We start from the raw sequence: 24,845 nt of genomic DNA, 5'->3' as shown, positions 1-24,845 counted from the left end.
TGTGGCCCGTCCAGGTGGAGAGACAGATTGCCCAGCAGTATCGAGACAGAGAAGACAGCCTATCGAATGAAAGCGGGGATGGGTGAGGGGGCCTTCATGCTGGGACTGCCCCTATCCGACATGGGGTCCTGCCCGTCATGAATGCCATTGTTCTGACCGCCCTGCGGCGGCCCTATACGTTTGTGGTCATGTCCATCATGATCCTGATTTTCGGGGTGAGGGCCATCCTGGGCACGCCGACGGACGTGTTCCCCAACATCAGGATTCCGACGGTGGCAGCTGTCTGGTCCTATACAGGGCTGATGCCAGAGGAAGTCTCCGGCCGTATCGTCTATTATTATGAGCGCGCCCTGACGGCGACCGTCAACAATATCGAGCACATTGAGAGCAACTCCTATTACGGGCGTGGGATTGTCAAAATCTTCTTCCAGCCCGGTACGGATACCAGCGTTGCCCAGACGCAGATCACTTCCGTGTCCCAGACGGTCATCAAGCAGCTGCCCACCGGGGCCACGCCGCCGCTCATTCTGGCACTGGATGCATCATCCGTCCCTGTCCTGACCCTGCAGGTCAACAATCCCAACATGTCCGCTTCGGAGGTCTATAACATGGCCTCCAACCTCATACGGCCGGAGCTGGTTTCCGTAGCGGGGACGGCCATCCCCAATCCTTATGGTGGTGTGGCAGCGGACATCATGGTGGATATCGACCCGGTGAAGCTTCTGGCGCACCGTCTCTCTGCCGTGGATGTGGCCAGCGCCCTGAACAGGCAGAATATCGTGCTTCCGGCCGGGGATCAGAAGGTCGGTGCCATGGATTTCATGGTGCGGACCAATTCTGCCCCCATGGATATTGCCGCTTTCAACCGGATGCCCATCAAGCAGGTGGGTAATTCCGTCATCTATCTGCGGGATGTGGCCTGGGTCCACAAGGGTGGGCCGCCGCAGACGAACGCCGTGCTGGTGCGAGGCAAGCAGGCGGTGATGATCGTCATCCTGAAGAGCGGGAACGCTTCCACGCTGGATGTGGTGAGCGGGGTGAAGAAACTTCTGCCGGATATCCAGAAGACGCTTCCCCCCGGCACAAGCATGGATATTCTCACCGATGCATCCAGCTTCGTGAAGGAATCCGTGGTCGATGTGGTGCGGGAAATGATCACCGCTGCCATCCTGACCAGCCTGACGGTTCTGCTCTTTCTGGGGTCGTGGCGTTCGACCGTGATCGTAGCGGTTTCCATTCCGCTGGCCATGCTTTCGGCTCTGATTGGCCTCAGCCTGGCCGGGCAATCCATCAATGTGATGACGCTGGGCGGTCTGGCTCTGGCTGTCGGTATTCTCGTGGATGATGCCACGGTGATGATCGAGAATATTGATGCCCACCTTCATATGGGCAAGGAGCTTGAGCCTGCCATTGTCGATGCTGCCAACCAGATCGTCATCCCGACATTCGTTTCGACCACCTGCATCTGCATTGTCTGGTTCCCGCTCTTTGAGCTGACAGGTGTGGCGGGATGGCTGTTCATGCCGATGGCCGAGGCCATCATTTTTGCGATGATCGCCTCTTTCGTTCTTTCCAGAACGCTCGTCCCGACGATGGCGAACTGGCTTCTGGCCGCACAGGTGGAGCAGCAGCGCCATCCTGACCATGCCAGCCGGAAAAAGGGTTTCTTTGGCAGGTTCCAGGAGAGGTTTGAGGCATATTTCGAGCGGTTCCGCCAAAGTTATCATGATGTTCTTCTGGCCGTACTGGCGATACGGACCCGGTTCATCATTCTTTTCCTCTCCGGTGCGCTGGCGTCTCTTCTTCTGCTTTTCTTTGTCGGGCAGGATTTTTTCTCGGAGATCAAATCCGGGACCATGCAGATGCATTTCCGGGCTCCGGTCGGAACCCGTATTGAGGAAAGTGCCAAACTCAGCGGGTTGATTGAAAAGAAAATCCGTGAGGCCCTGCCGGGTCAGGTGAAGCTGATCGTCAATAACTGCGGCCTGCCGATGAGCCAGATGAACCAGGCCATGGTGCCCTCTCCCACGACAGGAACACAGGACTGTGATGTCACCATTCAGCTGGAGGATGATGAAAGTCCGATCGCCGAATACCGCAAGCGCCTGCGTACGGCCCTCAGCACGGCTTTCCCGGGGATAGGCTTCACCTTCCAGCCGGGCGATCTGACAGCCAAGATTCTCAATTTTGGCCTGCCATCTCCCATTGATGTCCAGATTGTCGGGCGGGATCTCCAGCATAATTATGCCTTCGCCGTCCGTCTGGCCCAGCGTCTGCGCAGAATTCCCGGTGCGGTGGATGTCAGTGTCCAGCAACCCATGACCCAGCCGACCATGCTCATCAATGCCCATCGCAGTTTCGCCATGGGCACCGGCATCACGGAGCGTGATATCGCCTTCAATGTGCTGACAACCCTTTCGGGGAGTTCGCAGGTCGGGCAGACTTATTACCTCAACCCGCAGGGCACTTCACAGCTGATCGACGTGCAGGCCCCGGCCATGTATCTCCAGACCCTCAATGACCTGGAGAAGATGCCGCTCGACAAGGGGGATGGCAACCCGCAGAACGGGACCATGCAGATACTGGGTGGTGTCAGCCATATCGAACAGACAGGGACACCGGCGGAAGTCTCCCATTACAACATCATGCCGGTGTTTGACATCTACGTGGCGGCAGAGGGGATCGACCTCGGGGCTCTGTCCCGTGCTGTGAACCGGGAGGTGGAAAGCGTCCGGCCTGACCTGCCGCATGGGTCCAGCATGGTGGTGCGTGGGCAGGTCGTGACGATGAACAATGCTTATGTCCAGCTGATTGGCGGGCTGCTGCTTTCCATCGTGCTGGTCTATCTGATCATTGTCGTGAACTTTCAGTCGTGGCTGGATCCGTTCGTCATTGTCATGGCTCTGCCTGCCGCTCTGGGCGGGATTGCGTGGAGCCTGTTCCTGACCCATACGACCCTGTCCGTTCCGGCGCTGACAGGGGCCATCATGTGCATGGGGACAGCCACGGCCAATGCCGTGCTGGTTGTGGCTTTTGCCCGGGAGCGGCTGGAGGAACACGGCAATGCCGTTCTTGCCGCCTCGGAAGCCGGATTTGAACGCATCCGGCCCGTGCTGATGACAGCCCTTGCCATGATGATCGGCATGATCCCCATGTCCATCAGCAATTCCTCCAATGCGCCACTGGGCAAGGCCGTGATCGGCGGGCTGATGATGGCCACGGTGGCTACGCTGCTGTTTGTCCCCTGCGTTTTTGCCCTGATCCATGGTGGTGCCCCGAAGAGTGACCGGGCCACTCCAGAAGGAGAACCTTCATGAATCCGTCCCCCCATCAGACTCCATCTCCGGCTCGTGGCAGGGGGCGCCTGCTGATTCTCATCCTTCTGGCGGTGCTTGCAGGGCTGGTTGTACTGGGGCTTGTACAGCGTGCCCTGCACAGGAGAGAGCTGGTGCGGGAGACGCAGGACAGTGCCATTGCCCGTGTCGTGCTGATAAAGGCGCAGCCGGGTCCTGCCACCCGGACCGTGGACCTGCCTGCCAATCTGGCAGCCTGGTATGAGGCGCCGATCTATGCGCAGGTCTCTGGTTATGTGAAGATGTGGTACAAGGATTACGGGGCCCATGTGAAGCGGGGCGACCTTCTGGCGGAGGTCAGCACACCGAGCATTGATGCCCAGTACGCGGCGGCCAAGGCGCATTATGAGGTCATCAATGCCCGTTACAAACTGGCGCTGATTACCACGCAGCGCTGGACAGCCCTGCGGGGGACACAGGCCGTCTCCCGGCAGGAGGTGGATGTGCAGGCTGCCAATGCCGCTGCCCAGAAGGCCGAGCTTGACGCTGCCGCCCATGAAGTTGAACGGGTGGAGGCGCTGGAGAATTTCAAACGTATCGTAGCCCCTTTTGATGGGATCGTGACGTCCCGTCTGGTCAATGTCGGGGATTATGTGAACGCGGCCGGGGGCAATCTCAATTCACGGGGGGCGATCGCCGAGCTGTTTTCCGTGGCGGATGTGCATCGGATCCGTGTGTTCGTATCGGTACCGCAGGATTTTGCCAGTGTCATTTCGCCCCGCATCAGTGCGGAGCTCAGCGTGCCACAATATCCGGGGCGTGTGTTCAAGGCCCGTTTTCTGGCCACGGCCAATGCCTTCAATGCTGCAACCCGGACCGTGACGACCGAGCTGGTGCTGGACAATCCTGATGGACTGCTCTGGCCCAATTCTTATGCCACGGCGCATATCCAGGCTCCTGGCGACCCGAACGTGCTGATCGTGCCTACCAGTGCTCTCATCTTCCGTGCCCAGGGGATGCAGGTGGCCAAGGTTGTGAATCATCATGTCCGGCTGGAGACTGTGCAGGTCGGTACGAATTTTGGCATGACGACACAGGTTCTTTCCGGCATGTCCCTGGATGATGAGATTGTGGCCAATCCGACAGCCGACATGCTGGATGGTGATGAGGTCCGGGTTGTGACACCCACCCGTGGATATAATGATGTCAAACCCAAGGATACTGAGAAGCCAGTGCCGAATGTGACATCGAATGATCTGAGGCGTGTCGGTGCGATGCCACCACCGGAGGAAAACAGCCCTGATGATCAGGCAAAGCCGGGCGAAAGAGGGGCAACGGCATCCGATTCTGCGCCTGTCAGACAGGAACAGGGGCAGCACTGATGGCAACAGGGGTGTGGAAGACAGTCTCCCTTCTGGCAGGAGGGCTCTCTTTTTTTCTGACATCATGTGATCTGGCTCCGAACTATCACAGGCCACATTTCATTTACCCGGAGGGGTGGGCAGGCAAAGGCATCATGGGGGATGCCAAGCCGGCCGATGCAGTCGTGCGGGGAGAATGGTGGAAGCTGTTCCACGATCCCCAGCTTGATGAGCTGGAAGAGCGGCTGAACGTCTATAATCCGGACCTTCAGGCAGCGGCGGAGGTTTTCACGCAGGAGCGTGACATCGCCCGTGAGACGGAAAGTCGTCTGTATCCGCAGCTGGCCGGTGGGGCGCAGATGAGCCGGAACAAGCAGTCTGATGGGCGGCTCTTCCTGCGGCGGAGCAACAATACGCCCATTTATGAATCCAACGTCGCCTATAGCGGTGCCGCCACGTGGGAGCCGGATTTCTGGGATGCCATCCGCAACCAGACGCACATGCAGAAAAATCTGGCGCAGGCCGGGGCTGCTGAATATGCACTGACGAGGCTGAGTCTCCAGGCCGAGCTGGCATCAAACTACATGGCACTGCGTGGGATTGATGCCCAGCTGGCTGTTTATGATGATTCCATCCGGTATTTCCGTACGGCCGTGGAGATCACGAGGTTGCGGCAGGGTGGGGCCATTGGTGCGGGGCTGGATGTCTCCCGTGCGGAGAATGAGCTGTACTCCGCACAGGCGGCAAGGAGCTATCTGGAGGCGACCCGGCAGGTGCAGGAACATGCCATTGCTGTCATGGTGAACATGGTGCCTGCCAGTTTCCACATCCAGCCGGTCAAGGATTTCCGGCTGCATTTTGATACCATCCGGGTGAAGGAAGGTATCCCATCCACACTGCTGGAGAGACGGCCCGACGTGGCCATGAGCGAGCGGCAGATGGCTGCCGCTGCACGGGCCATTGGTGTGTCCCGGGCAGCTTTCTATCCCCATATCACCATCAGTGCGACGGGTGGCTTCGAGGATGCTGGGTTTGATCTGGCCAGCATCTCCAAGGCGTTCTGGCGGGTGGCCGTGCAGGCTGTGGAGCCGCTTTTCACGGGGGGGATGCGGCGTGCGGCCCTGCAACGGGCCTGGTCGCAATATCGGGAACGCGTGGACGCCTATCGGGCGACGGTTCTGGCGGCCTTTCAGGATGTTGAGGATGGGCTGAGCCAGACAGCCCTGTACCATCAGGAACGGCTCCAGCAGCATCAGGCAGTGGATGCTGCACTGCGGACACAGGCCATGACGATGGCTCTTTATACGGGGGGGCTGACGAACTATCTGGATGCACTGGTGGCCCAGCAGGATGCGCTGAAGGCCCGCCTGCTGGAGGTGCAGGCGCAGACACGGCAGCTCCAGTCCACGGTCAGGCTCATCCGTGCCCTTGGCGGCGGCTGGTCGGACAGGCTCCTGCCGGACATAAAGAGCATCGATCCGATTGGGCCGTTGCAGTATGAGGGGCTGCACCATGCCCGCCCCGCCGGTGAGGTGCCGGTGGGAACCCCGCAGAAGGGTTCTGAGATCGAACCACCCGTTGCGGAACGTGACCTGACGGGGGCAGCTGCCGTGCCAGCGCACCCCTGATTCCTGCTTGACGGTATGGGGGGAATGGTCTAGGCACCCTCTCAGTCGAACGTGGGAGGCGGGGATGATCCCTGCCGTCTCAACCACGGTTCGGGAACTGTAAATTAGGGAGTCCCGGATATGGCCAAAAAAGTAGTTGGCTACATCAAACTGCAGATTCCGGCTGGCAAGGCTAACCCGTCTCCGCCGGTCGGTCCGGCGCTGGGTCAGCGCGGTCTGAACATCATGCAGTTCTGTAAGGAATTCAACGCAAAGACGCAGGGTCTTGAGCCGGGGATGCCGATCCCGGTCGTGATCACCGCCTATGCGGACCGTACCTTCACCTTCATTACGAAGACGCCGCCGAACACCTACTTCCTGCTGAAGGCAGCGAAGATCACCAAGGGTTCCCAGACGGTTGGCCGTGCGTCTTCCGTCGGGTCCGTGACGACATCCCAGCTGCGTGAGATTGCTGAGAAGAAGTTCCAGGACATGAACGCAAACGACATCGATGGTGCCGTGCGTATGCTGGCAGGGTCTGCCCGTTCCATCGGTCTTGATGTGGTGGAGGGCTGAGAACATGGCCAAGAACAAACGTATTGCCGCCCTGCGCGCCAAGGTTGATGGTGACAAGCTGTACTCCCTGAACGACGCTGTCGCTCTGGTGAAGAGCAACGCAACGGCCAAGTTCGATGAGACGGTTGAATTCTCCATCGGTCTCGGTGTTGATCCCCGTCATGCTGACCAGATGGTCCGTGGTCTGATCTCCCTGCCGCACGGTACGGGCAAGACGCTGCGTGTCGGTGTGTTCGCCCGTGGCCCGAAGGCTGAGGAAGCTGCCGCCGCCGGGGCCGAGGTTGTCGGTGCGGAAGACCTGGCCGAGAAGGTGCAGGCTGGTGAGATCGAGTTCGATCGCTGCATTGCCACCCCGGACATGATGGCTCTGGTTGGACGTCTGGGTAAGATTCTTGGTCCGCGCGGCCTGATGCCGAACCCCCGTCTCGGTACCGTGACGATGGACGTCAAGGGTGCCATTGAGGCTGCCAAGTCCGGTCAGGTGGAATATCGTGCCGAGCGTGCCGGTATCGTTCATGCTGGCGTCGGTAAGGCTTCTTTCTCCGAGTCCCAGCTGGCTGAGAACGTGAAGGCTCTGGTGGACGCACTCCAGAAGGCCCGTCCGTCCGGTGCGAAGGGGACTTATCTGAAAAAGGCTTCACTTTCCTCCACAATGGGGGTAGGTGTGCGTATTGATCTCTCCAGCTTTGAAGGCTGATTGAGGGGAGATCATGGAATCGCCACCCTCCAGGGTGGTGTTCTGGAGCAGCCCAGGCTGCTCCTTTCCTGTCCTAGAACGCATGTGGGTGTCATCCCTTAAAGCCCTTTTCGGGCGCAGGCGTGAGACGGGCAGAGCGTATCAGGCCCTCTGGGTGCGATGCGGTCTTCCTTATCATGGACAGGCGAGCGGGCTCTGTTGTGCCTTTGGGTAGGGCAGGGCCTATGGGTAACCTGGTCCGAGCAATCGGACTAACGAGGAGACAGGTTTTGGACCGTACGGAAAAACGGGCCTTTGTCGAGTCCCTCAGCAAGGTGTTTGGTAGCACGTCCATGGTTGTCGTCACCCAGAATCTGGGTCTGACGGTTGCCGATGCGACAGAACTGCGCCGCAACATCCGCGCTGTAGGTGCGACATACAGGGTTGCGAAGAACCGGCTGGTCAGCCGTGCTCTGGATGGGACCCAGTTCGACGGCATTGCGCCGCTGCTTAAAGGCCCGACGGCCATTTCTTGGTCGGATGAGCCGGTTGGCGTGGCGAAGGTGCTGGTCGAGTTCGCCAAGAAGAATGACAAGCTGGTGGTACTTGGTGGTGCCCTTGGCAATCAGACCCTTACGGCTGATAGCGTCAAGGCACTGGCCTCCCTGCCATCTCTGGACGAGCTGCGTGCACAGCTGGTTGGTATGATCAGTACCCCGGCAACCCGCATCGCAGGCGTCACCCAGGCTCCGGCTGGGCAGCTTGCTCGCGTTCTTGGTGCCTATGCCAGAACAGGCGACACGGAAGCCGCTTGATTAACGGGGTGGCCCGCATGAGCGACGCCGCCTGACATTTACGCATCTTAGAGGATATTATCATGGCCGATCTGGCAAAACTGGTTGACGAACTGTCCGCTCTCTCCGTTCTGGAAGCTGCCGAGCTGTCCAAGCTGCTCGAAGAGAAGTGGGGCGTTTCCGCTGCTGCTCCGGTTGCTGCTGTTGCTGCTGCTCCGGCTGCTGGTGGTGAAGCTGCTGCCGAGAAGACAGAGTTCGATGTTGTTCTGGCCAAGGCTGGTGACAAGAAGATCAACGTCATCAAGGAAATCCGTGGCATCACGGGTCTGGGCCTGAAGGAAGCCAAGGACCTGGTCGAGGGCGCTCCGAAGACCATCAAGGAAGGCGCCACGAAGGACGAGGCCGAGAAGATCAAGAAGGTTCTGGAAGAGAACGGCGCTACCGTCGAGATCAAGTAAGAGCTGTATCCATGCGGTCCCCTTTGGGGGAGCCGTTGGAGCGAGTGGGCGGGTGCTTTATGGTGCCCGCCCCATTTGCCGTTGACAGGGAAGTTGTCTATAGTAAGGCATTCCGTCACGCGTCATAGACAGGATTAAGCCAGCCGTTCAAGTCGTCTGATATTCCATGGGGTTAATGGGATGGTCACATAGCGGACGACTTGAAGGTCTGGTTCAGAGGCAGGATAAGATGGCGATCACAAAATCGTTCACAGGGCGTAAGAGGATCCGCAAGAGCTTCGGGCGCATTCCCGAAATTGCGCCGATGCCTAATTTGATTGACGTGCAGCGGGCTTCCTATGAAGCTTTCCTGCAGATGAATGTGCGCCCCGACAGCCGGGAGCCGGCTGGCCTTCAGGAGGTGTTCCGTTCAGTTTTTCCGATTCATGATTTTGCTGGCCGTGGGCGGCTGGATTTCCAGTATTATGAATTCGAAGAACCGAAATACGATGTGGAAGAGTGCATCCAGCGTGGCCTGACCTATGCGGCCCCGCTGAAGGTCATTCTGCGTCTGACAACGTGGGATATTGACGAGGATACGGGGACCCGCTCCATTCACGACCTGAAGGAGCAGCCGGTCTATATGGGCGACATGCCGCTCATGACGGACAACGGGACCTTCATCATCAACGGGACGGAACGTGTCATCGTTTCCCAGATGCATCGTAGTCCCGGCGTGTTCTTCGATCACGACAAGGGCAAGACACACTCTTCCGGGAAGTATCTTTTTGCTGCCCGTATCATCCCTTACCGTGGTTCCTGGCTCGATTTCGAGTTCGATGCCAAGGACATCATCCATGTCCGCATCGACCGCAAGCGCAAGCTGCCGGTTACCACGCTGCTCTATGCACTGGAAGGTGACAATTACCTCAAGGCTCGTGAAGCCAAGCTGGCCGAGGGTGGTGACGTCGATACACTCGAAGTTGCCGGTATGGATGAGGACGAGATTCTCTCCACTTTCTACGATGTCGTGCCCTTCACCCGCATGGGTGGCGAGTGGGCCCGCCCGTTTGAGCCGGATGCCTTCCGTGGCCTGAAGCTGCTCAGCCCGCTGGTGGATGCTGATACCGGCGAGGTTGTGGCAGATGCCGAGACCAAACTGACAGCCCGTGTCGTTCGCAAGATCGCCGAGAAGACCCGTGTTGTGCAGGTGGGGCGTCTGGATATTCTGGGTCGCTTCATTGCCCATGACCTTGTCAATGAAAAGACCGGTGAAATCTATGCCGAGGCTGGCGAGGAGCTGACGGAAGAGAAACTGGCCGAGCTGGAAGAGCTGGGCCTGAAGGAGCTTCCGCTTCTCGCAATTGACGGGACGCATGGCCCGTGGATCCGCAACACCCTGATGGCGGACAAGAACACCACGCGGGAAGAGGCGCTGATCGATATTTATCGCATCATGCGCCCTGGTGAGCCGCCGACCCGTGAGACGGCAGAAGCCATGCTGCATGGTCTGTTCTTCTCGCAGGACCGGTATGACCTGTCTGCCGTTGGCCGTGTAAAGATGAACATGCGGCTGGATGTGGATGCGCCCGATACGCTGCGGACGCTGCGCAAGGAAGACATCCTGCGGACGGTCAAGATTCTCTGCGATCTCAAGGATGGTCGTGGTCAGGTCGATGACATCGACAACCTCGGTAACCGTCGTGTCCGTTCCGTCGGCGAGCTGATGGAGAACCAGTACCGCATCGGCCTGCTGCGCATGGAGCGTGCCATCCGTGAGCGTATGGGCTCTGTCGATATTGACACGGTCATGCCGCATGACCTGATCAACGCCAAGCCTGCTGCTGCTGCCGTACGTGAGTTCTTCGGTTCCTCCCAGCTCAGCCAGTTCATGGATCAGACCAATCCGCTCTCCGAGGTGACACATAAACGTCGCCTGTCGGCCCTTGGTCCGGGCGGTCTGACCCGTGAGCGTGCAGGCTTTGAAGTCCGTGACGTTCATCCGACCCATTATGGCCGTATCTGCCCGATCGAGACGCCGGAAGGGCCGAACATCGGTCTGATCAACTCCCTGGCCACTTATGCCAAGGTGAACAAGTACGGCTTCATCGAGACGCCGTATCGTCTGGTGAAGGATGGCGTTTTCCAGGACGGCTGGAAGTATCTCTCCGCCATGGAGGAAGAACGCCTTCTGGTGGCGCAGGCCGATGCCAAGCAGAGCGACAATCGTCTGACGGATGAGCTGGTGGCTGTCCGCCAGACCGGTGACTTCCGTCTTGTGCCGCCGGAACAGGTTACCGCCTGTGACGTGTCGCCGAAGCAGCTGGTTTCCGTGGCTGCTGCGCTTATTCCGTTCCTAGAAAACGACGACGCCAACCGTGCGCTGATGGGTTCCAACATGCAGCGTCAGGCCGTGCCGCTGGTGAAGGCTGATGCCCCGCTGGTCGGTACCGGCATGGAAGGCCCTGTGGCGCACGACTCTGGTGCGACCATCATTGCCAAGCGTGGCGGTGTGGTGGACCAGCTGGATGGTGCCCGTATCGTGATCCGTGCGACGGACGAGCAGGGGGCCACCCAGGGCGTGGACATCTACCGTCTGCGCAAATACATGCGTTCCAACCAGTCTACCTGCCTCAATCAGCGTCCGCTGGTGAAGGTTGGCGATCTGGTCGCTGCCGGTGACATCATCGCTGATGGTCCGTCCACCGAACTGGGTGAGCTGGCTCTGGGCCGTAATGTGCTCGTGGCCTTCGTGCCGTGGAACGGGTACAACTTCGAGGACTCCATCCTGATCTCCGAGCGTATCGCCCGGGATGACATCTTCACTTCAATTCACATTGAAGAGTTCGAGGTCATGGCCCGTGATACCAAGCTGGGTCAGGAAGAAATCACCCGTGACATCCCGAATGTCGGTGAGGAAGCCCTGCGCAACCTCGATGAGGCCGGCATTGTCTATGTCGGTGCCGAGGTCAATCCGGGTGACATCCTGATCGGCAAGGTGACGCCGAAGGGTGAAAGCCCGATGACACCGGAAGAAAAGCTTCTGCGTGCCATCTTCGGTGAAAAGGCCTCTGATGTACGTGACACCTCCCTCAAGCTGCCTCCGGGCACGAGCGGGACGGTGGTTGATGTCCGTGTCTTCTCCCGCCGTGGTGTGGACAAGGACGAGCGTGCCATGGCCATTGAGCGGGCCGAGATCGAGCGTCTGGCCAAGGACCGTGATGACGAGCGTGCCATCCAGGAGCGCAGTTTCTACAACCGCCTCAAGGAGCGTCTGGTCGGGCAGGAAGCTGCTGCAGGCTTCAAGGGCGTGCGGGCTGGCACACCGATCACGGCCGAGCTGCTGGGTGAGCATCCCCGTGTGACGTGGCGCAACATTCCTGTTGCCGACGTGGCTGTCATGGCCGAGCTGGAAACGCTGTGCCGTGAGTTTGATGGTGCCATCAAGCGCATCAACAACCGCTTCGACAACAAGGTCGAGAAGCTCCAGCGTGGTGACGAGCTGCCGCCTGGTGTGATGAAGATGGTCAAGGTCTTCATTGCCGTGAAGCGCAAGCTTCAGCCGGGTGACAAGATGGCTGGCCGTCACGGTAACAAGGGTGTGGTGTCCCGTGTCGTTCCTGTCGAGGACATGCCGTTCCTCGAGAATGGTCAGCCGGTTGATCTGCTGCTGAATCCTCTGGGCGTGCCGTCCCGCATGAATGTGGGGCAGATTCTGGAGACGCATCTGGGCTGGGCCTGTGCCAATATCGGCCAGAGCATCGGTGCGATGGTTGATGAATATCAGCGCACGGGTGAGCGTCGGCAGGAGCTGCTGGACCGTCTGAAAGATGTCTATGGTGAGAAGATCTTCGATGAAGATATCGCCACGATGGACAACGATCAGCTGATCGAGCTGGCCAACAACCTGCGCAAGGGCGTGCCGATCGCAACTCCGGTGTTTGATGGTGCCTCCATCCCTGACATCGAGGAGATGCTGAAGAAGGCTGGTGTCAGCGAGAGTGGTCAGTCCCAGCTGATCGACGGGCGTACGGGCGAGAAGTTCGAGCGTCAGTCCACGGTGGGCTACATCTACATGCTGAAGCTGCATCACCTTGTTGATGACAAGATTCATGCCCGCTCGATCGGTCCTTACTCGCTGGTCACCCAGCAGCCGCTTGGTGGTAAGGCCCAGTTCGGTGGTCAGCGTTTCGGTGAGATGGAGGTCTGGGCACTGGAGGCTTACGGTGCTGCCTACACGCTGCAGGAAATGCTGACGGTGAAATCGGACGATGTGTCCGGCCGGACGAAGGTGTATGAGGCGATCGTTCGTGAGCAGGACGACTTTGAAGCTGGTATTCCAGAGAGCTTCAACGTTCTGGTGAAGGAACTGAAGTCGCTTGGTCTGAATGTCGAACTTGAGCAGGGAGGGCTGTGAGGGCAGTGCTTTCCGCTTCTTCTTCATTGTTCATGTTTAACGTGCCGGCGGGACGCCGCCCGGCACAGTGGGGTTTCGGCAAATGAACGAACTCATGAAGATTCTGGGTCAGTCTGGTCAGTCAGGCACGTTTGACCAGATCCGCATCCAGCTCGCCTCCAGTGAGCAGATCCGCTCATGGTCCTATGGCGAGATCAAAAAACCGGAGACGATCAACTACCGTACCTTCAAGCCGGAGCGTGACGGGTTGTTCTGTGCCCGGATTTTTGGTCCGACCAAGGATTACGAGTGCCTCTGTGGCAAGTACAAGCGGATGAAGTTCCGTGGGATCGTTTGTGAGAAGTGCGGTGTCGAGGTGACGCTGGCCAAGGTCCGCCGTGAGCGGATGGGCCATATCGACCTTGCTTCACCTGTCGCTCATATCTGGTTCCTGAAGTCCCTGCCGAGCCGCATTGCCACGATGCTGGACCTGCCGCTCAAGGATGTTGAGCCGGTCCTGTATTTCGAGAAGTTCCTGGTGCTCGACAAGGGCGTCTGCGAGTCCGATCAGGTCGAGTCCTACAAGCACGGCAAGCGTCGTGACCAGTATCTGCTGGATGAAATCCGTTGCGAAGAGCTGATGGATGAATTCGCTGATGACGGTCTGGATGTCGGTATCGGTGCCGAGGCCATCAAGCGTGCGCTGTCCAGCTATGACTGGGGTCTGCCGAACGCTCAGGAGGCCGAGCTGAGCCGTGCTGCCCGGGAGCGTGGCGAGCCGGATCCGTTCGATTACGACGCCGAGGTGATGGACGGCGATTCGGAAAAAACGGTCATGCGCAAGAAGTTGCGCAAGGCGACATCCGAGGCAGCCCGCAAGAAGCTGGTCAAACGCCTCAAGATGGTCGAATCCTTCGTCGAGAGTGGTGCCCGTCCGGAATGGATGATCATGGACATCGTGCCTGTGATTCCGCCGGAGCTGCGTCCGCTCGTGCCGCTGGATGGTGGGCGTTTCGCCACCTCCGACCTGAATGACCTGTATCGCCGTGTCATCAACCGTAACAACCGTCTGAAGCGGCTGATCGAGCTGCGTGCGCCGGACATCATTGTCCGCAATGAAAAGCGCATGCTGCAGGAAGCCGTTGATGCGCTGTTCGACAATGGCCGCCGTGGCCGTGCCATCACCGGGGCCAACAAGCGTCCGCTGAAGTCCCTGTCCGACATGCTGAAGGGGAAACAGGGCCGCTTCCGTCAGAACCTGCTCGGCAAGCGTGTTGACTATTCCGGCCGATCCGTGATCGTGGTGGGGCCGGAGCTGAAGCTGCATCAGTGTGGTCTTCCCAAGAAGATGGCGCTGGAGCTGTTCAAGCCCTTTATTTATTCCAAGCTGGAGAAGTACGGGCACGCCACGACCATCAAGGCCGCAAAGCGGATGGTCGAGAAAGAGCGTCCGGAAGTCTGGGATATCCTCGAAGAGGTCATCCGTGAACATCCGGTGATGCTGAACCGTGCGCCGACCCTGCACCGTCTCGGCATCCAGGCGTTTGAGCCGAGCCTCGTGGAAGGCAAGGCCATCCAGCTGCACCCGCTGGTCTGCACCGCCTTCAATGCGGACTTTGACGGTGATCAGATGGCCGTGCACGTACCGCTTTCGCTGGAAGCCCAGCTGGAAGCCCGTGTGCTGATGATGTCCACCAACAACATCCTCAGCCCGGCCAACGGCAAGCCGATCATTGTGCCTTCCCAGGACATCGTGCTTGGCCTGTACTATCTGAGCCTCGAGGTGCCCGAGTACCGTCTGACGCCGGATGAAGCCGAGATCAAGGATGGCAAGGTCATCAAGGCGGCTCCGCCTGCCTATGCGGCCGTGGCCGAGATTGAGGCGGCCCTGCTTTCCGGTGCGCTGAAGCTTCATGACAAGATCCGTCTGCGTCTGGATGCTCAGGATGAGGAAGGCAAGCCGGTCCGTCAGATGATCCTGACGACACCGGGTCGCGCCCTGATTGCCCAGATCCTGCCGAAGCATCCGGCCATTCCGTTCAGCCTGATCAATCGTCAGCTGACGAAGAAGCTGGTGTCCGACGTGATTGATACCGTGTATCGTCACTGCGGGCAGAAAGAGGCTGTCATTTTCTGTGACCGTCTCATGGCTCTTGGTTTCCGCCACGCTGCCAAGGCTGGCATCTCCTTCGGCAAGGACGACATGATCGTTCCAGCCGAAAAGACCACTCTGGTCAACAAAACCACCGAAGAGGTGAAGGAGTTCGAGCAGCAGTATCAGGAAGGTCTGATCACCGCTGGTGAGCGCTATAACAAGGTGGTGGATGCCTGGTCCCGCTGTACGGATGAAGTGCAGGCGGCCATGCTCAAGGAGATTTCCAAGCAGGTACCGGGCAAGCCGACAAACTCTGTCTGGATGATGAGCCATTCCGGGGCCCGTGGGTCACCGGCCCAGATGAAGCAGCTTGCCGGTATGCGCGGCCTGATGGTGAAGCCGTCTGGTGAGATCATCGAGCAGCCGATTGTGGCCAACTTTAAAGAAGGTCTGTCAGTTCTCGATTACTTCACGTCCAGCCATGGTGCCCGTAAGGGGCTGGCTGATACGGCGCTGAAGACCGCCAACTCTGGTTACCTGACACGTCGTCTTGTCGACGTGGCGCAGGACTGCATCATTACCGAAACTGATTGCGGTAGCGAGCGTGGCCTCGTTGTCCGTGCGGTGACGGATAGCGGTGAGGTCGTGGCTTCTCTGGCAGAGCGTGCCCTCGGGCGGACCCTGTCCCAGGATGTGTTCCATCCGATGACGGGTGAGAAACTGCTGGAGCGCAACCGTCTGCTGGAAGAAGCTGATGTCGAGATGCTCGAAGGTGCCGGGATTGAAGCGGTGGAAATTCGCTCTGTCCTGACCTGTGACAGCAAGGCAGGCATCTGCGCTCATTGTTATGGCCGTGATCTGGCCCGTGGTACGCCGGTCAACATCGGTGAAGCCGTTGGCGTGATCGCTGCCCAGTCCATCGGTGAGCCGGGAACGCAGCTGACGATGCGTACCTTCCACATTGGTGGTGCGGCGACCCGTGGTGCCGAGCAGTCCATGGTCGAGGCTTTCCGTGACGGCAAGGTGACCATCCGTAACCGCAACGTCGTCCAGAATTCCCAGAACGTTCCTGTGGTCATGTCCCGGAACTGTGAGATTCTGCTGATTGACGAAACCGGGGCGGAGAAGGCCCGCTACCGTGTGCCTTACGGTGCCCGCCTGATGGTGTCCGAAGGGCAGGAGGTCAAGCGTGGTGACAAGATGGCAGAGTGGGATCCCTACACGCTGCCGATCATCACGGAGCAGGCTGGGACGGTCGAATATCAGGACCTGATCGACAGCATCACGCTGGTCGAGCGGGTTGACGAGGTGACCGGTCTGACCTCACGTGTTGTCGTGGACTATAAGCAGGCCGCCAAGGGTGTTGATCTGCGTCCCCGCCTCCAGCTCAAGGATGCGGATGGCAATGTGGTCCGTCTCGCCAATGGCAACGAGGCCCGCTACTTCCTGTCTCCTGACAGTATTCTGTCCGTGGAGAATGGGGCCGTGGTCCATGCCGGTGATGTGCTGGCCCGTATTCCGCGCGAGGGTTCCAAGACCCGTGACATTACCGGTGGTCTGCCACGTGTGGCCGAGCTGTTCGAAGCCCGCCGTCCGAAGGACCATGCGATCATTGCCGAAGGTGATGGCCGCATCGAGTTCGGCAAGGACTACAAGTCGAAGCGTTGTGTCATCGTACATAATGACGAGACGGGTGAGCGGACGGATTACCTGATACCCAAAGGCAAGCATATTTCCGTGCAGGAAGGTGACTTTGTCCAGAAGGGTGACCCGCTGGTCGATGGTCCCCGTGTGCCGCATGACATCCTCAAGGTCATGGGGATGGAAGCCCTGTCCGACTATCTGGTCAATGAGATTCAGGACGTCTATCGCCTGCAGGGCGTGAAGATCAACGACAAGCATATTGAAGTGATCGTCCGTCAGATGTTGCAGAAGGTTGAGGTTCTGGAGCCGGGTGATTCCACCTATCTCATTGGTGAGACTGTGGACCGGATCGAGTTCGAGCGGGACAACAGGATGCTTCTGGAGCAGGGGCGTGAGCCGGCAAAGGCCATGCCGATCCTTCAGGGTATTACCAAGGCGTCTCTACAGACGCAGTCCTTCATCTCTGCGGCCTCCTTCCAGGAGACAACGCGTGTGCTTACCGATGCCGCCACATCTGGCAGAATCGATACGCTTGGTGGCCTGAAGGAGAATGTGATCGTGGGCCGTCTCATCCCGGCAGGGACGGGCGGTGCCATGCGGCGTCTGCGTAATCTTGCAGCAGACCAGGCCCCGGCTCGCCTCGATAAGGGGAGAGCTGAGGTAGAAGACGCTGCTGAGTGAGGAATTCTGGGGTCAAGCCTCTCTGTTATGGCAGAGAGGCTTGACTCTCGGGCCAACCCAACTTAGGGTCCGCGCCTTAGACAGTTCCCGCCTGTTAAGGTGAAGGAATCGTCCCAGAATAAAAAATAGCATCTGGCACTACTTTTGTTTCTTGGAAAAAAAGGTTAAGTCCAGAGGCAAGTAGCTTTGGAGGAGGGAAGATTCTTTCCTTTCTTCTGTGCAATCGTGCGAAGACAGGCGGTTCAGCCGCATGTCGGTTAGAACGGAATGTCGTGGCGGGGGTTTCCCCGTCAGCATATGGACAAGGATTGGGAAGGGCGCATGCCGACCATCAACCAGTTGATCGCAAAGGGCCGTGAGCCGGCCGCAAAGCGGAACAAGGTTCCTGCTCTGCAGGGATGTCCGCAGAAGCGTGGTGTTTGCACACGTGTTTATACTGTAACGCCGAAAAAACCGAACTCCGCCCTGCGTAAGGTCGCCAAGGTGCGTCTGACCAACGGGTATGAGGTGGTGAGCTATATTCCGGGTGAGGGGCACAACCTCCAGGAGCATAGCGTTGTTCTGATCCGCGGTGGTCGCGTGAAGGATCTTCCCGGTGTGCGTTACCACATTCTTCGTGGTGTGCTGGATACGCAGGGTATCGCAAAACGCCGTCAGCGCCGTTCGCTGTATGGCGCAAAGCGGCCGAAATAAGGGGTATTTGGAATGAGTCGCCGTCATCGCGCTGTTAAGCGTGAGATCCTTCCCGATCCAAAATTCGGAGATGCCGTCATTACGCGCTTCATGAATGCGCTGATGTATGATGGTAAGAAATCTACTGCTGAACGCATCGTTTATGGAGCACTGGAAGTGTTGCGTAAGCGTGGCGGGTCTTCTGCGGACCCGGTGGCCATGTTCCACTCAGCACTGGATAATGTAAAGCCGGCCGTTGAGGTCCGTTCCCGCCGTGTTGGTGGTGCGACCTATCAGGTTCCGGTAGAGGTTCGTGCAGAACGCCGTCAGGCGCTGGCTATCCGCTGGCTGATTGAGGCGTCCCGCAAGCGTGGTGAGAACACCATGCAGGACCGTCTTTCCAATGAGTTGATGGACGCGGTGAACAACCGCGGTGCAGCCGTCAAGAAGCGGGAAGACACTCACCGTATGGCTGAAGCCAATAAGGCATTCAGTCATTATCGCTGGTAATTTTTACCGGTAATAAGGCTTCTGGCCATTTTCTGGTTTCCAGAGTGGCCAGCATGAAGTTTCAGTCATACCTCTGGCCCTTGTGGGTCAAGGTTTTGGAGAGAGACGATGGCAAAGGCTAAATTTGAGCGTACAAAGCCGCATGTTAACATCGGCACGATTGGTCACGTTGACCATGGTAAGACCACGCTGACGGCTGCAATCACAAAGACACTGGCTGAGACCGGTGGTGCAACCTTCAGTGCTTACGACCAGATCGACAAGGCTCCTGAAGAGCGCGCTCGTGGTATTACGATTTCCACAGCTCACGTTGAGTATGAGACGGAAAACCGTCACTACGCTCACGTGGACTGCCCCGGCCACGCTGACTATGTGAAGAACATGATCACCGGTGCGGCCCAGATGGATGGCGCCATTCTGGTTGTCTCCGCTGCTGACGGCCCTATGCCGCAGACACGTGAGCACATCCTGCTGGCCCGTCAGGTCGGTGTGCCGGCTCTGGTGGTCTTCCTGAACAAGGTTGACCAGGTTGACGATCCGGAGCTGCTGGAGCTGGTGGAGATGGAAGTTCGTGAGCTTCTGTCCTCCTACGACTTCCCTGGTGACGATATCCCCATCGTCAAGGGTTCTGCTCTGGCCGTTCTGGAAGATGGTAACCCGGCACAGGGCAAGGAAGCCATCCTGGAGCTGATGAAGGCTGTTGACAGCTACATCCCGCAGCCGGAGCGTCCGGTTGACCGTCCGTTCCTGATGCCGATCGAAGACGTGTTCTCCATCTCCGGGCGTGGTACGGTTGTGACTGGCCGTGTCGAGCGTGGTGAAGTCAACGTCGGTGACGAGGTCGAGATCGTTGGTCTGCGTCCTACCGTCAAGACGACAGTTACGGGCGTCGAGATGTTCCGCAAGCTGCTGGATCGCGGTGAAGCTGGTGACAACATCGGTGCTCTGCTGCGTGGCACGAAGCGCGAAGATGTTGAGCGTGGTCAGGTTCTGGCAAAGCCGGGCACCATCACCCCGCACAGCAAGTTCAAGGCTGAGGCCTACATCCTGACGAAGGAAGAGGGTGGCCGTCATACGCCGTTCTTTACCAACTATCGTCCGCAGTTCTACTTCCGTACGACGGACGTGACGGGTGTTGTGACCCTGCCGGAAGGCACCGAGATGGTGATGCCGGGTGATAATGCTACCATGGATGTCGAGCTGATTGCTCCGATCGCCATGGACGAAGGTCTCCGCTTCGCTATTCGTGAAGGTGGCCGTACAGTGGGTGCCGGCGTGGTGGCTTCCATCAGCGCCTAAGTCCCTGCTGACTTCGGAATCTGGTGCCCCGGTCGAATTTTTTTCGGCCGGGGTTCCATTTCTAGGAGAAATGCAGTAGGACGGCATCCGGTTTATTAAGGATGAAGTGAAATCATGGACGACCAGAACATCCGCATTCGCCTTAAAGCGTATGATCATCGCGTGCTGGATAACAGCACGAAAGAGATCGTCAATACGGCGAAGCGTACGGGTGCGCGGGTTCGGGGTCCCATTCCCCTGCCGACGCATATTGCCCGGTTTACTGTGAATCGTTCACCGCATGTGGATAAGAAGAGCCGCGAGCAGTTCGAAATGAGAACGCACCGCCGGCTGCTCGACATTGTCGAGCCGACCCCGCAGACCGTGGACGCCCTCATGAAGCTCGATCTCGCCGCTGGCGTAGATGTCGAGATTAAACTCTAAGGTCCAGACGATGCGTACCGGATTGATTGCAAAAAAGCTGGGGATGACCCGGCTCTTTAAAGAAGACGGCACACATGTGCCGGTGACGGTGCTGCACCTTGATGCTGTCGAGGTTGTGGATGCCCGTACACAGGAGCGTGATGGCTATACGGCTGTCCAACTTGGTATGGGGGCTGCAAAGGCCAAGCACGTCACAAAAGCGAACCGTGGGCATTTTGCCCGTGTGAAGGTTGAGCCCAAGAAGAAGCTGGCCGAGTTCCGTGTGGCAGAGGATGCCCTGCTGGGACCGGGGACGAAGCTTTCTGCTGCCCATTTCGTGGTTGGTCAGAAAGTGGATGTCACGGGCCGCAGCAAGGGTAAAGGTTTTGCTGGTGTCATGAAGCGCCACAACTTTGCCGGTCTTGAGGCGACACACGGCGTGTCCATCAGTCACCGTTCTCACGGCTCTACAGGTCAGCGCCAGGATCCTGGCAAGGTCTTCAAGGGCAAGAAGATGGCTGGTCACCTCGGTGACAAGCGCGTGACAACACAAAACCTCGAAATTGCTGCTGTGGATGAAGAGCGTAACCTGATCATGGTGCGCGGTGCTATCCCAGGTGCCAAGAACAGTGTTGTTCTGGTTCGCGATGCAATCAAGAAGGCCCGTAATGCGGACGCGCCATATCCGGCAGCGACCGTTGAGGCCGCCGGGTGAGGGATATGGAATACGATATCAAAACCCTCGAAAACGGAAGTGCCGGTAAAATCGCACTGCCGGAAGAGATTTTCGGGATTGTTCCCCGCAAGGACATCATGGCCCGCGTCGTGAACTGGCAGCTTGCCAAACGTCGTGCTGGCACACACGCAACAAAGGGCAGGGGTGTCGTTTCTGGCACAACCAAGAAGCCGTATCGCCAGAAGGGGACAGGTTCTGCCCGTCAGGGCTCTCTGAGAGCTCCGCAGTTCCGTACCGGTGGTGTTGTGCATGGTCCGGTCGCCCGTGATCATGGTTTCGACCTCCCCAAGAAGGTGCGTCGTCTCGGGCTGCGCTCTGCCGTTTCCCAGAAGGCTTCTGAAGGCAAGCTGATCATCCTGAAGGATCTGGCTGGCGTTGAGAAGACCCGTGAGGCTGCTGCCCGTCTGAAGGCTCTTGGCTGCTCGTCTGCGCTGATCGTGGATCAGGTTGCTGACCAGCCGTTTGCCCGTGCGATTGCCAATCTGCCCAAGATTGATCTCCTGCCCACGATCGGGGCAAATGTTTATGATATTCTCAAGCATGATGTGCTGGTGATTACCCACGCTGCTCTTGAGGGTCTCAAGGAGCGTCTGGCATGACAACGAAAACAGTTCTGAATGCACGCAAGGCGGCTGCTGGCCTGTCTCAGGAAGCTCTGTTTGATGTGCTGCGTGCACCGCTGATCACTGAAAAGGCAACCATGGCTTCTGAGAAGAACCAGGTTGTGTTCAAGGTGGCTCTGGAAGCAACGAAGCCGCAGATCAAGGTCGCTGTCGAGAAGCTTTTCAACGTCAAGGTGGCTGGTGTCAGCACCCTGATCCAGAAAGGTAAGACAAAGCGCGTCAAAGGTCGTCCGGGTCGCCGTTCTGACATCAAGAAGGCGTATGTCCAGCTTGCTGAAGGTCAGTCAATTGACCTCACAGCGAAGCTTGGTTGAGGCGCGGGGTAAGATACCATGGCATTGAAGCACTTTAATCCCACGACACCAAGCACTCGTGGTACCGTGCTGATTGACCGGAGCGAGCTCTGGAAGGGCAAGCCCGTCAAGCAGCTTACGGAAGGCAAGAACAAGACTGGTGGCCGTAACAACTACGGGCGTACAACCGTGCGCTTCCGTGGCGGCGGGCACAAGCAGTCCTACCGTTATGTTGATTTCAAGCGTCGCAAGTTCGATGTTGTCGGCACGGTCGAGCGTCTGGAATATGACCCGAACCGTACGGCCTTCATCGCACTGGTCCGCTATGAGGATGGTGAGCTGGCCTATATCCTGGCTCCGCAGCGCGTGAAGGCTGGTGACCGTGTGGTTGCTGCCCATCATGCTGACGTCCGTCCGGGCAACGCCATGCCGCTGGCTTCCATGCCGGTTGGTACGATCATCCACAACATCGAGCTGAAGCCCGGTGCTGGTGGCAAGCTGGCCCGTTCGGCTGGCAACTATGCCCAGCTCGTTGGCAAGGATGCCGGTTACGCACAGATCAAGCTGCAGTCCGGTGAGCTGCGTATCGTGCGTGCCGAGTGCATGGCAACTGTTGGTGCGGTTTCCAACCCGGACAACATGAACCAGCACTTTGGTAAGGCAGGTCGTCGTCGCTGGATGGGGCGTCGTCCACACAACCGTGGTGTGGTCATGAACCCCGTCGACCATCCGCATGGTGGTGGTGAGGGTCGTACCTCTGGTGGCCGTCATCCTGTCACACCGTGGGGTGTGCCGACCAAGGGCTACAAGACCCGTACCAACAAGAAGACGGACAGCCTGATTATCCGTCGTCGTAAAACCGGCAAGTAAGAGAGGGGCATAGAAGATGGCACGTTCCGTCTGGAAAGGCCCGTTCGTCGACGGGTATCTGTTTGGCAAGGCTGAGAAGGCCCGTGCATCGGGCCGGAATGAGGTGATCAAGATTTGGTCCCGTCGTTCCACCATCCTGCCGCAGTTCGTCGGGCTGACGTTCGGCGTCTATAATGGTCAGAAGTTCCTGCCTGTGCAGGTGACGGAGCATATGGTCGGTCATAAGTTTGGTGAGTTCTCACCCACCCGTACTTATACCGGTCATGGTTCCGATAAGAAGTCGAAGCGAGGCTGAGCATGAGTAAGCCTAAGCATATCCGTACCCTAGCTGATACAGAGGCACAGGCTGTTGCCCGCAACATCCGTGTCAGCCCACGCAAGCTGAATCTGGTTGCTGCCACGATCCGCAACCAGCCGGCAGGCAAGGCAATCGCTGCGCTGACGTTCTCCCGTCGCCGTATCGCCCAGCAGGTCAAGAAGGCTCTTGAGAGTGCCGTGGCCAATGCAGAAAACAATCATCAGCTTGATGTTGACAAGCTGGTGGTGAAGACTGCTGAGGTTGGCAAGTCGATCGTGATGAAGCGCTTCCATGCACGGGGCCGTGGTCGTTCTGCTCGTGTTGAGAAGTTTTTCAGCCACCTGAAGATTGTTGTTGCTGAGCGCGCTGAAGCTGAGGAAGCTCCGAAGGCCGGCAAGAACTCAAAAGAGCAGAAGGCAGCCTGATCTATGGGACATAAGGTTAATCCGATCGGGCTTCGGCTCGGTGTCAATCGTACATGGGACAGCCGCTGGTATGCAGGCGGGGATTATGCCCGTCTGCTCCATGAGGATCTGAAGCTGCGCTCTTTCCTGCGCAAGAAGCTTTCGGGTGCTGGTGTTTCCCGTGTGGTCATCGAACGTCCTGCCAAGAAGCCTCGTGTGACGATCTACGCTGCACGTCCTGGCGTGATCATCGGCAAAAAGGGTCAGGACATTGATGCCCTGCGCAAGACCCTCAGCGCCATGGCCAAGGCTGATGTCGCTCTGAATATTGTCGAGATCCGCAAGCCGGAAATCGATGCGACTCTGGTGGCAGACAACATCGCCCAGCAGCTGGAGCGCCGTGTGGCCTTCCGCCGTGCGATGAAGCGCTCCATCCAGTCTGCAATGCGTCTGGGTGCCCAGGGTATCCGCGTGACATGCAGTGGACGTCTTGGTGGCGCCGAGATCGCTCGTGACGAGCAGTATCGTGAGGGTCGTGTACCGCTGCATACGCTGCGTGCCGACATCGACTATGGGACTTCTACAGCGCACACCACTTACGGTTCCTGCGGCGTGAAGGTCTGGATCTTCAAGGGTGAGATCCTGGCTCACGACCCGATGGCCCAGGACCGTCGTGCTGCGGAGCAGGCTCCTCAGCGTTAAGGGGCGGGGGGCTTCCCCCGTCTTTTATCCGAGGTGCTTGATGTGAGGATAGAAAATCATGCTTTCTCCAAAGCGGACAAAGTTTCGTAAGGCCCACAAGGGCCGCATTCATGGGATGGCCAAGGGCGGTACGCAGCTGAATTTCGGTGCGTATGGTCTGAAGGCTCTGGAGCCTGAGCGTATCACGGCTCGTCAGATCGAGGCATCCCGTCGTGCCATCACGCGTGCCATGAAGCGTGCCGGACGTGTCTGGATTCGTATTTTTCCTGACACTCCGGTCTCGACAAAGCCGGCAGAAGTGCGTATGGGTTCCGGTAAAGGTAACCCCGAGTACTGGGCAGCCCGTGTGAAGCCGGGTCGTATCCTCTTCGAAATTGAAGGGGTGCCGCCGGAGGTTGCTCGCTTGGCTCTTAGCTTGGCAGCTGCAAAACTGCCGATCAAGACCAAGTTCATTCAGCGTATCGGGGAGGCTTGAG

Annotated in this window: 21 protein-coding genes; all 21 read left to right on the top strand. The window is 58.4% G+C overall.

Annotated features, from left to right (window positions below; genetic code table 11):
* Positions 1-137 precede the first annotated feature (137 nt).
* The 21 genes from ASO19_RS01180 to rplP all read left to right on the top strand — a co-directional run bounded on the left by ASO19_RS01180 (position 138) and on the right by rplP (position 24,844).
* Positions 138-3,317, top strand: a complete 3,180-nt coding sequence (locus tag ASO19_RS01180) for an efflux RND transporter permease subunit (protein WP_043557817.1) — start codon at positions 138-140, stop codon at positions 3,315-3,317.
* Entirely contained in the window at positions 3,314-4,675 is a 1,362-nt protein-coding gene (locus tag ASO19_RS01175; RefSeq protein WP_052348862.1) for an efflux RND transporter periplasmic adaptor subunit, read from the top strand. Before ASO19_RS01180 ends, ASO19_RS01175 begins: the two co-directional genes overlap by 4 nt.
* Positions 4,675-6,282: an efflux transporter outer membrane subunit gene (locus tag ASO19_RS01170; RefSeq protein ID WP_043557818.1), complete on the top strand. Its 1,608-nt coding sequence runs from the start codon at positions 4,675-4,677 to the stop codon at positions 6,280-6,282. The genes ASO19_RS01175 and ASO19_RS01170 overlap by 1 nt, the downstream gene beginning before the upstream one ends.
* Before the next feature lie 120 nt (positions 6,283-6,402).
* Positions 6,403-6,837 (top strand): 50S ribosomal protein L11, encoded by a 435-nt coding sequence (gene rplK / locus ASO19_RS01165; RefSeq protein WP_043557819.1) that lies wholly within the window; start codon positions 6,403-6,405, stop codon positions 6,835-6,837.
* A 4-nt stretch (positions 6,838-6,841) separates the two neighbouring features.
* Positions 6,842-7,534, top strand: a complete 693-nt coding sequence (gene rplA, locus ASO19_RS01160; protein ID WP_043558313.1) for a 50S ribosomal protein L1 — start codon at positions 6,842-6,844, stop codon at positions 7,532-7,534.
* Positions 7,535-7,803: 269 nt separating this feature from the next.
* Positions 7,804-8,328 carry a 50S ribosomal protein L10 gene (gene rplJ / locus ASO19_RS01155; RefSeq protein ID WP_043557820.1) on the top strand — a complete coding sequence of 175 codons (525 nt, stop codon included), beginning with the start codon at positions 7,804-7,806 and terminating at the stop codon, positions 8,326-8,328.
* Positions 8,329-8,390: 62 nt separating this feature from the next.
* Positions 8,391-8,765 (top strand): 50S ribosomal protein L7/L12, encoded by a 375-nt coding sequence (rplL, locus tag ASO19_RS01150; RefSeq protein ID WP_043557822.1) that lies wholly within the window; start codon positions 8,391-8,393, stop codon positions 8,763-8,765.
* A 229-nt stretch (positions 8,766-8,994) separates the two neighbouring features.
* Positions 8,995-13,161 carry a DNA-directed RNA polymerase subunit beta gene (rpoB, locus tag ASO19_RS01145; RefSeq protein ID WP_103765220.1) on the top strand — a complete coding sequence of 1,389 codons (4,167 nt, stop codon included), beginning with the start codon at positions 8,995-8,997 and terminating at the stop codon, positions 13,159-13,161.
* A gap of 82 nt (positions 13,162-13,243) precedes the next feature.
* The gene (rpoC, locus tag ASO19_RS01140) at positions 13,244-17,560 is read left to right on the top strand and encodes a DNA-directed RNA polymerase subunit beta' (RefSeq protein ID WP_043557824.1); all 4,317 of its coding nucleotides are present in this window, start codon (positions 13,244-13,246) and stop codon (positions 17,558-17,560) included.
* 321 nt (positions 17,561-17,881) lie between these two features.
* The gene (gene rpsL / locus ASO19_RS01135; RefSeq protein WP_023979007.1) at positions 17,882-18,253 is read left to right on the top strand and encodes a 30S ribosomal protein S12; all 372 of its coding nucleotides are present in this window, start codon (positions 17,882-17,884) and stop codon (positions 18,251-18,253) included.
* A gap of 12 nt (positions 18,254-18,265) precedes the next feature.
* Positions 18,266-18,742: a 30S ribosomal protein S7 gene (rpsG, locus tag ASO19_RS01130; protein WP_043557827.1), complete on the top strand. Its 477-nt coding sequence runs from the start codon at positions 18,266-18,268 to the stop codon at positions 18,740-18,742.
* A 108-nt stretch (positions 18,743-18,850) separates the two neighbouring features.
* Positions 18,851-20,041: an elongation factor Tu gene (gene tuf, locus ASO19_RS01125; RefSeq protein ID WP_043557828.1), complete on the top strand. Its 1,191-nt coding sequence runs from the start codon at positions 18,851-18,853 to the stop codon at positions 20,039-20,041.
* A gap of 114 nt (positions 20,042-20,155) precedes the next feature.
* On the top strand, positions 20,156-20,464 hold the full coding sequence (gene rpsJ / locus ASO19_RS01120) for a 30S ribosomal protein S10 (protein ID WP_018980179.1): 309 nt from the start codon (positions 20,156-20,158) through the stop codon (positions 20,462-20,464).
* A gap of 10 nt (positions 20,465-20,474) precedes the next feature.
* Positions 20,475-21,158: a 50S ribosomal protein L3 gene (gene rplC, locus ASO19_RS01115; RefSeq protein WP_103765219.1), complete on the top strand. Its 684-nt coding sequence runs from the start codon at positions 20,475-20,477 to the stop codon at positions 21,156-21,158.
* A gap of 5 nt (positions 21,159-21,163) precedes the next feature.
* Entirely contained in the window at positions 21,164-21,778 is a 615-nt protein-coding gene (gene rplD / locus ASO19_RS01110) for a 50S ribosomal protein L4 (protein WP_043557831.1), read from the top strand.
* Positions 21,779-21,819: 41 nt separating this feature from the next.
* Positions 21,820-22,116, top strand: a complete 297-nt coding sequence (locus ASO19_RS01105; RefSeq protein WP_181005181.1) for a 50S ribosomal protein L23 — start codon at positions 21,820-21,822, stop codon at positions 22,114-22,116.
* Positions 22,117-22,134: 18 nt separating this feature from the next.
* Positions 22,135-22,965 (top strand): 50S ribosomal protein L2, encoded by an 831-nt coding sequence (rplB, locus tag ASO19_RS01100; RefSeq protein ID WP_081562856.1) that lies wholly within the window; start codon positions 22,135-22,137, stop codon positions 22,963-22,965.
* Between the two features lie 16 nt (positions 22,966-22,981).
* Complete coding sequence (rpsS, locus tag ASO19_RS01095) at positions 22,982-23,260, top strand: 30S ribosomal protein S19 (RefSeq protein WP_043557836.1); 279 nt, start codon at positions 22,982-22,984, stop codon at positions 23,258-23,260.
* A gap of 2 nt (positions 23,261-23,262) precedes the next feature.
* Complete coding sequence (gene rplV, locus ASO19_RS01090; protein WP_043557837.1) at positions 23,263-23,688, top strand: 50S ribosomal protein L22; 426 nt, start codon at positions 23,263-23,265, stop codon at positions 23,686-23,688.
* A 3-nt stretch (positions 23,689-23,691) separates the two neighbouring features.
* Entirely contained in the window at positions 23,692-24,369 is a 678-nt protein-coding gene (gene rpsC, locus ASO19_RS01085; protein WP_043557839.1) for a 30S ribosomal protein S3, read from the top strand.
* Between the two features lie 58 nt (positions 24,370-24,427).
* Positions 24,428-24,844: a 50S ribosomal protein L16 gene (gene rplP / locus ASO19_RS01080; RefSeq protein ID WP_043557840.1), complete on the top strand. Its 417-nt coding sequence runs from the start codon at positions 24,428-24,430 to the stop codon at positions 24,842-24,844.
* Position 24,845: the final 1 nt, after the last annotated feature.

The organism is Parasaccharibacter apium (assembly GCF_002917995.1).
In the GTDB taxonomy this organism is placed as follows: Bacteria; Pseudomonadota; Alphaproteobacteria; order Acetobacterales; family Acetobacteraceae; genus Bombella; species Bombella apis.
This window is presented reverse-complemented; position numbering and strand designations above follow the sequence as displayed.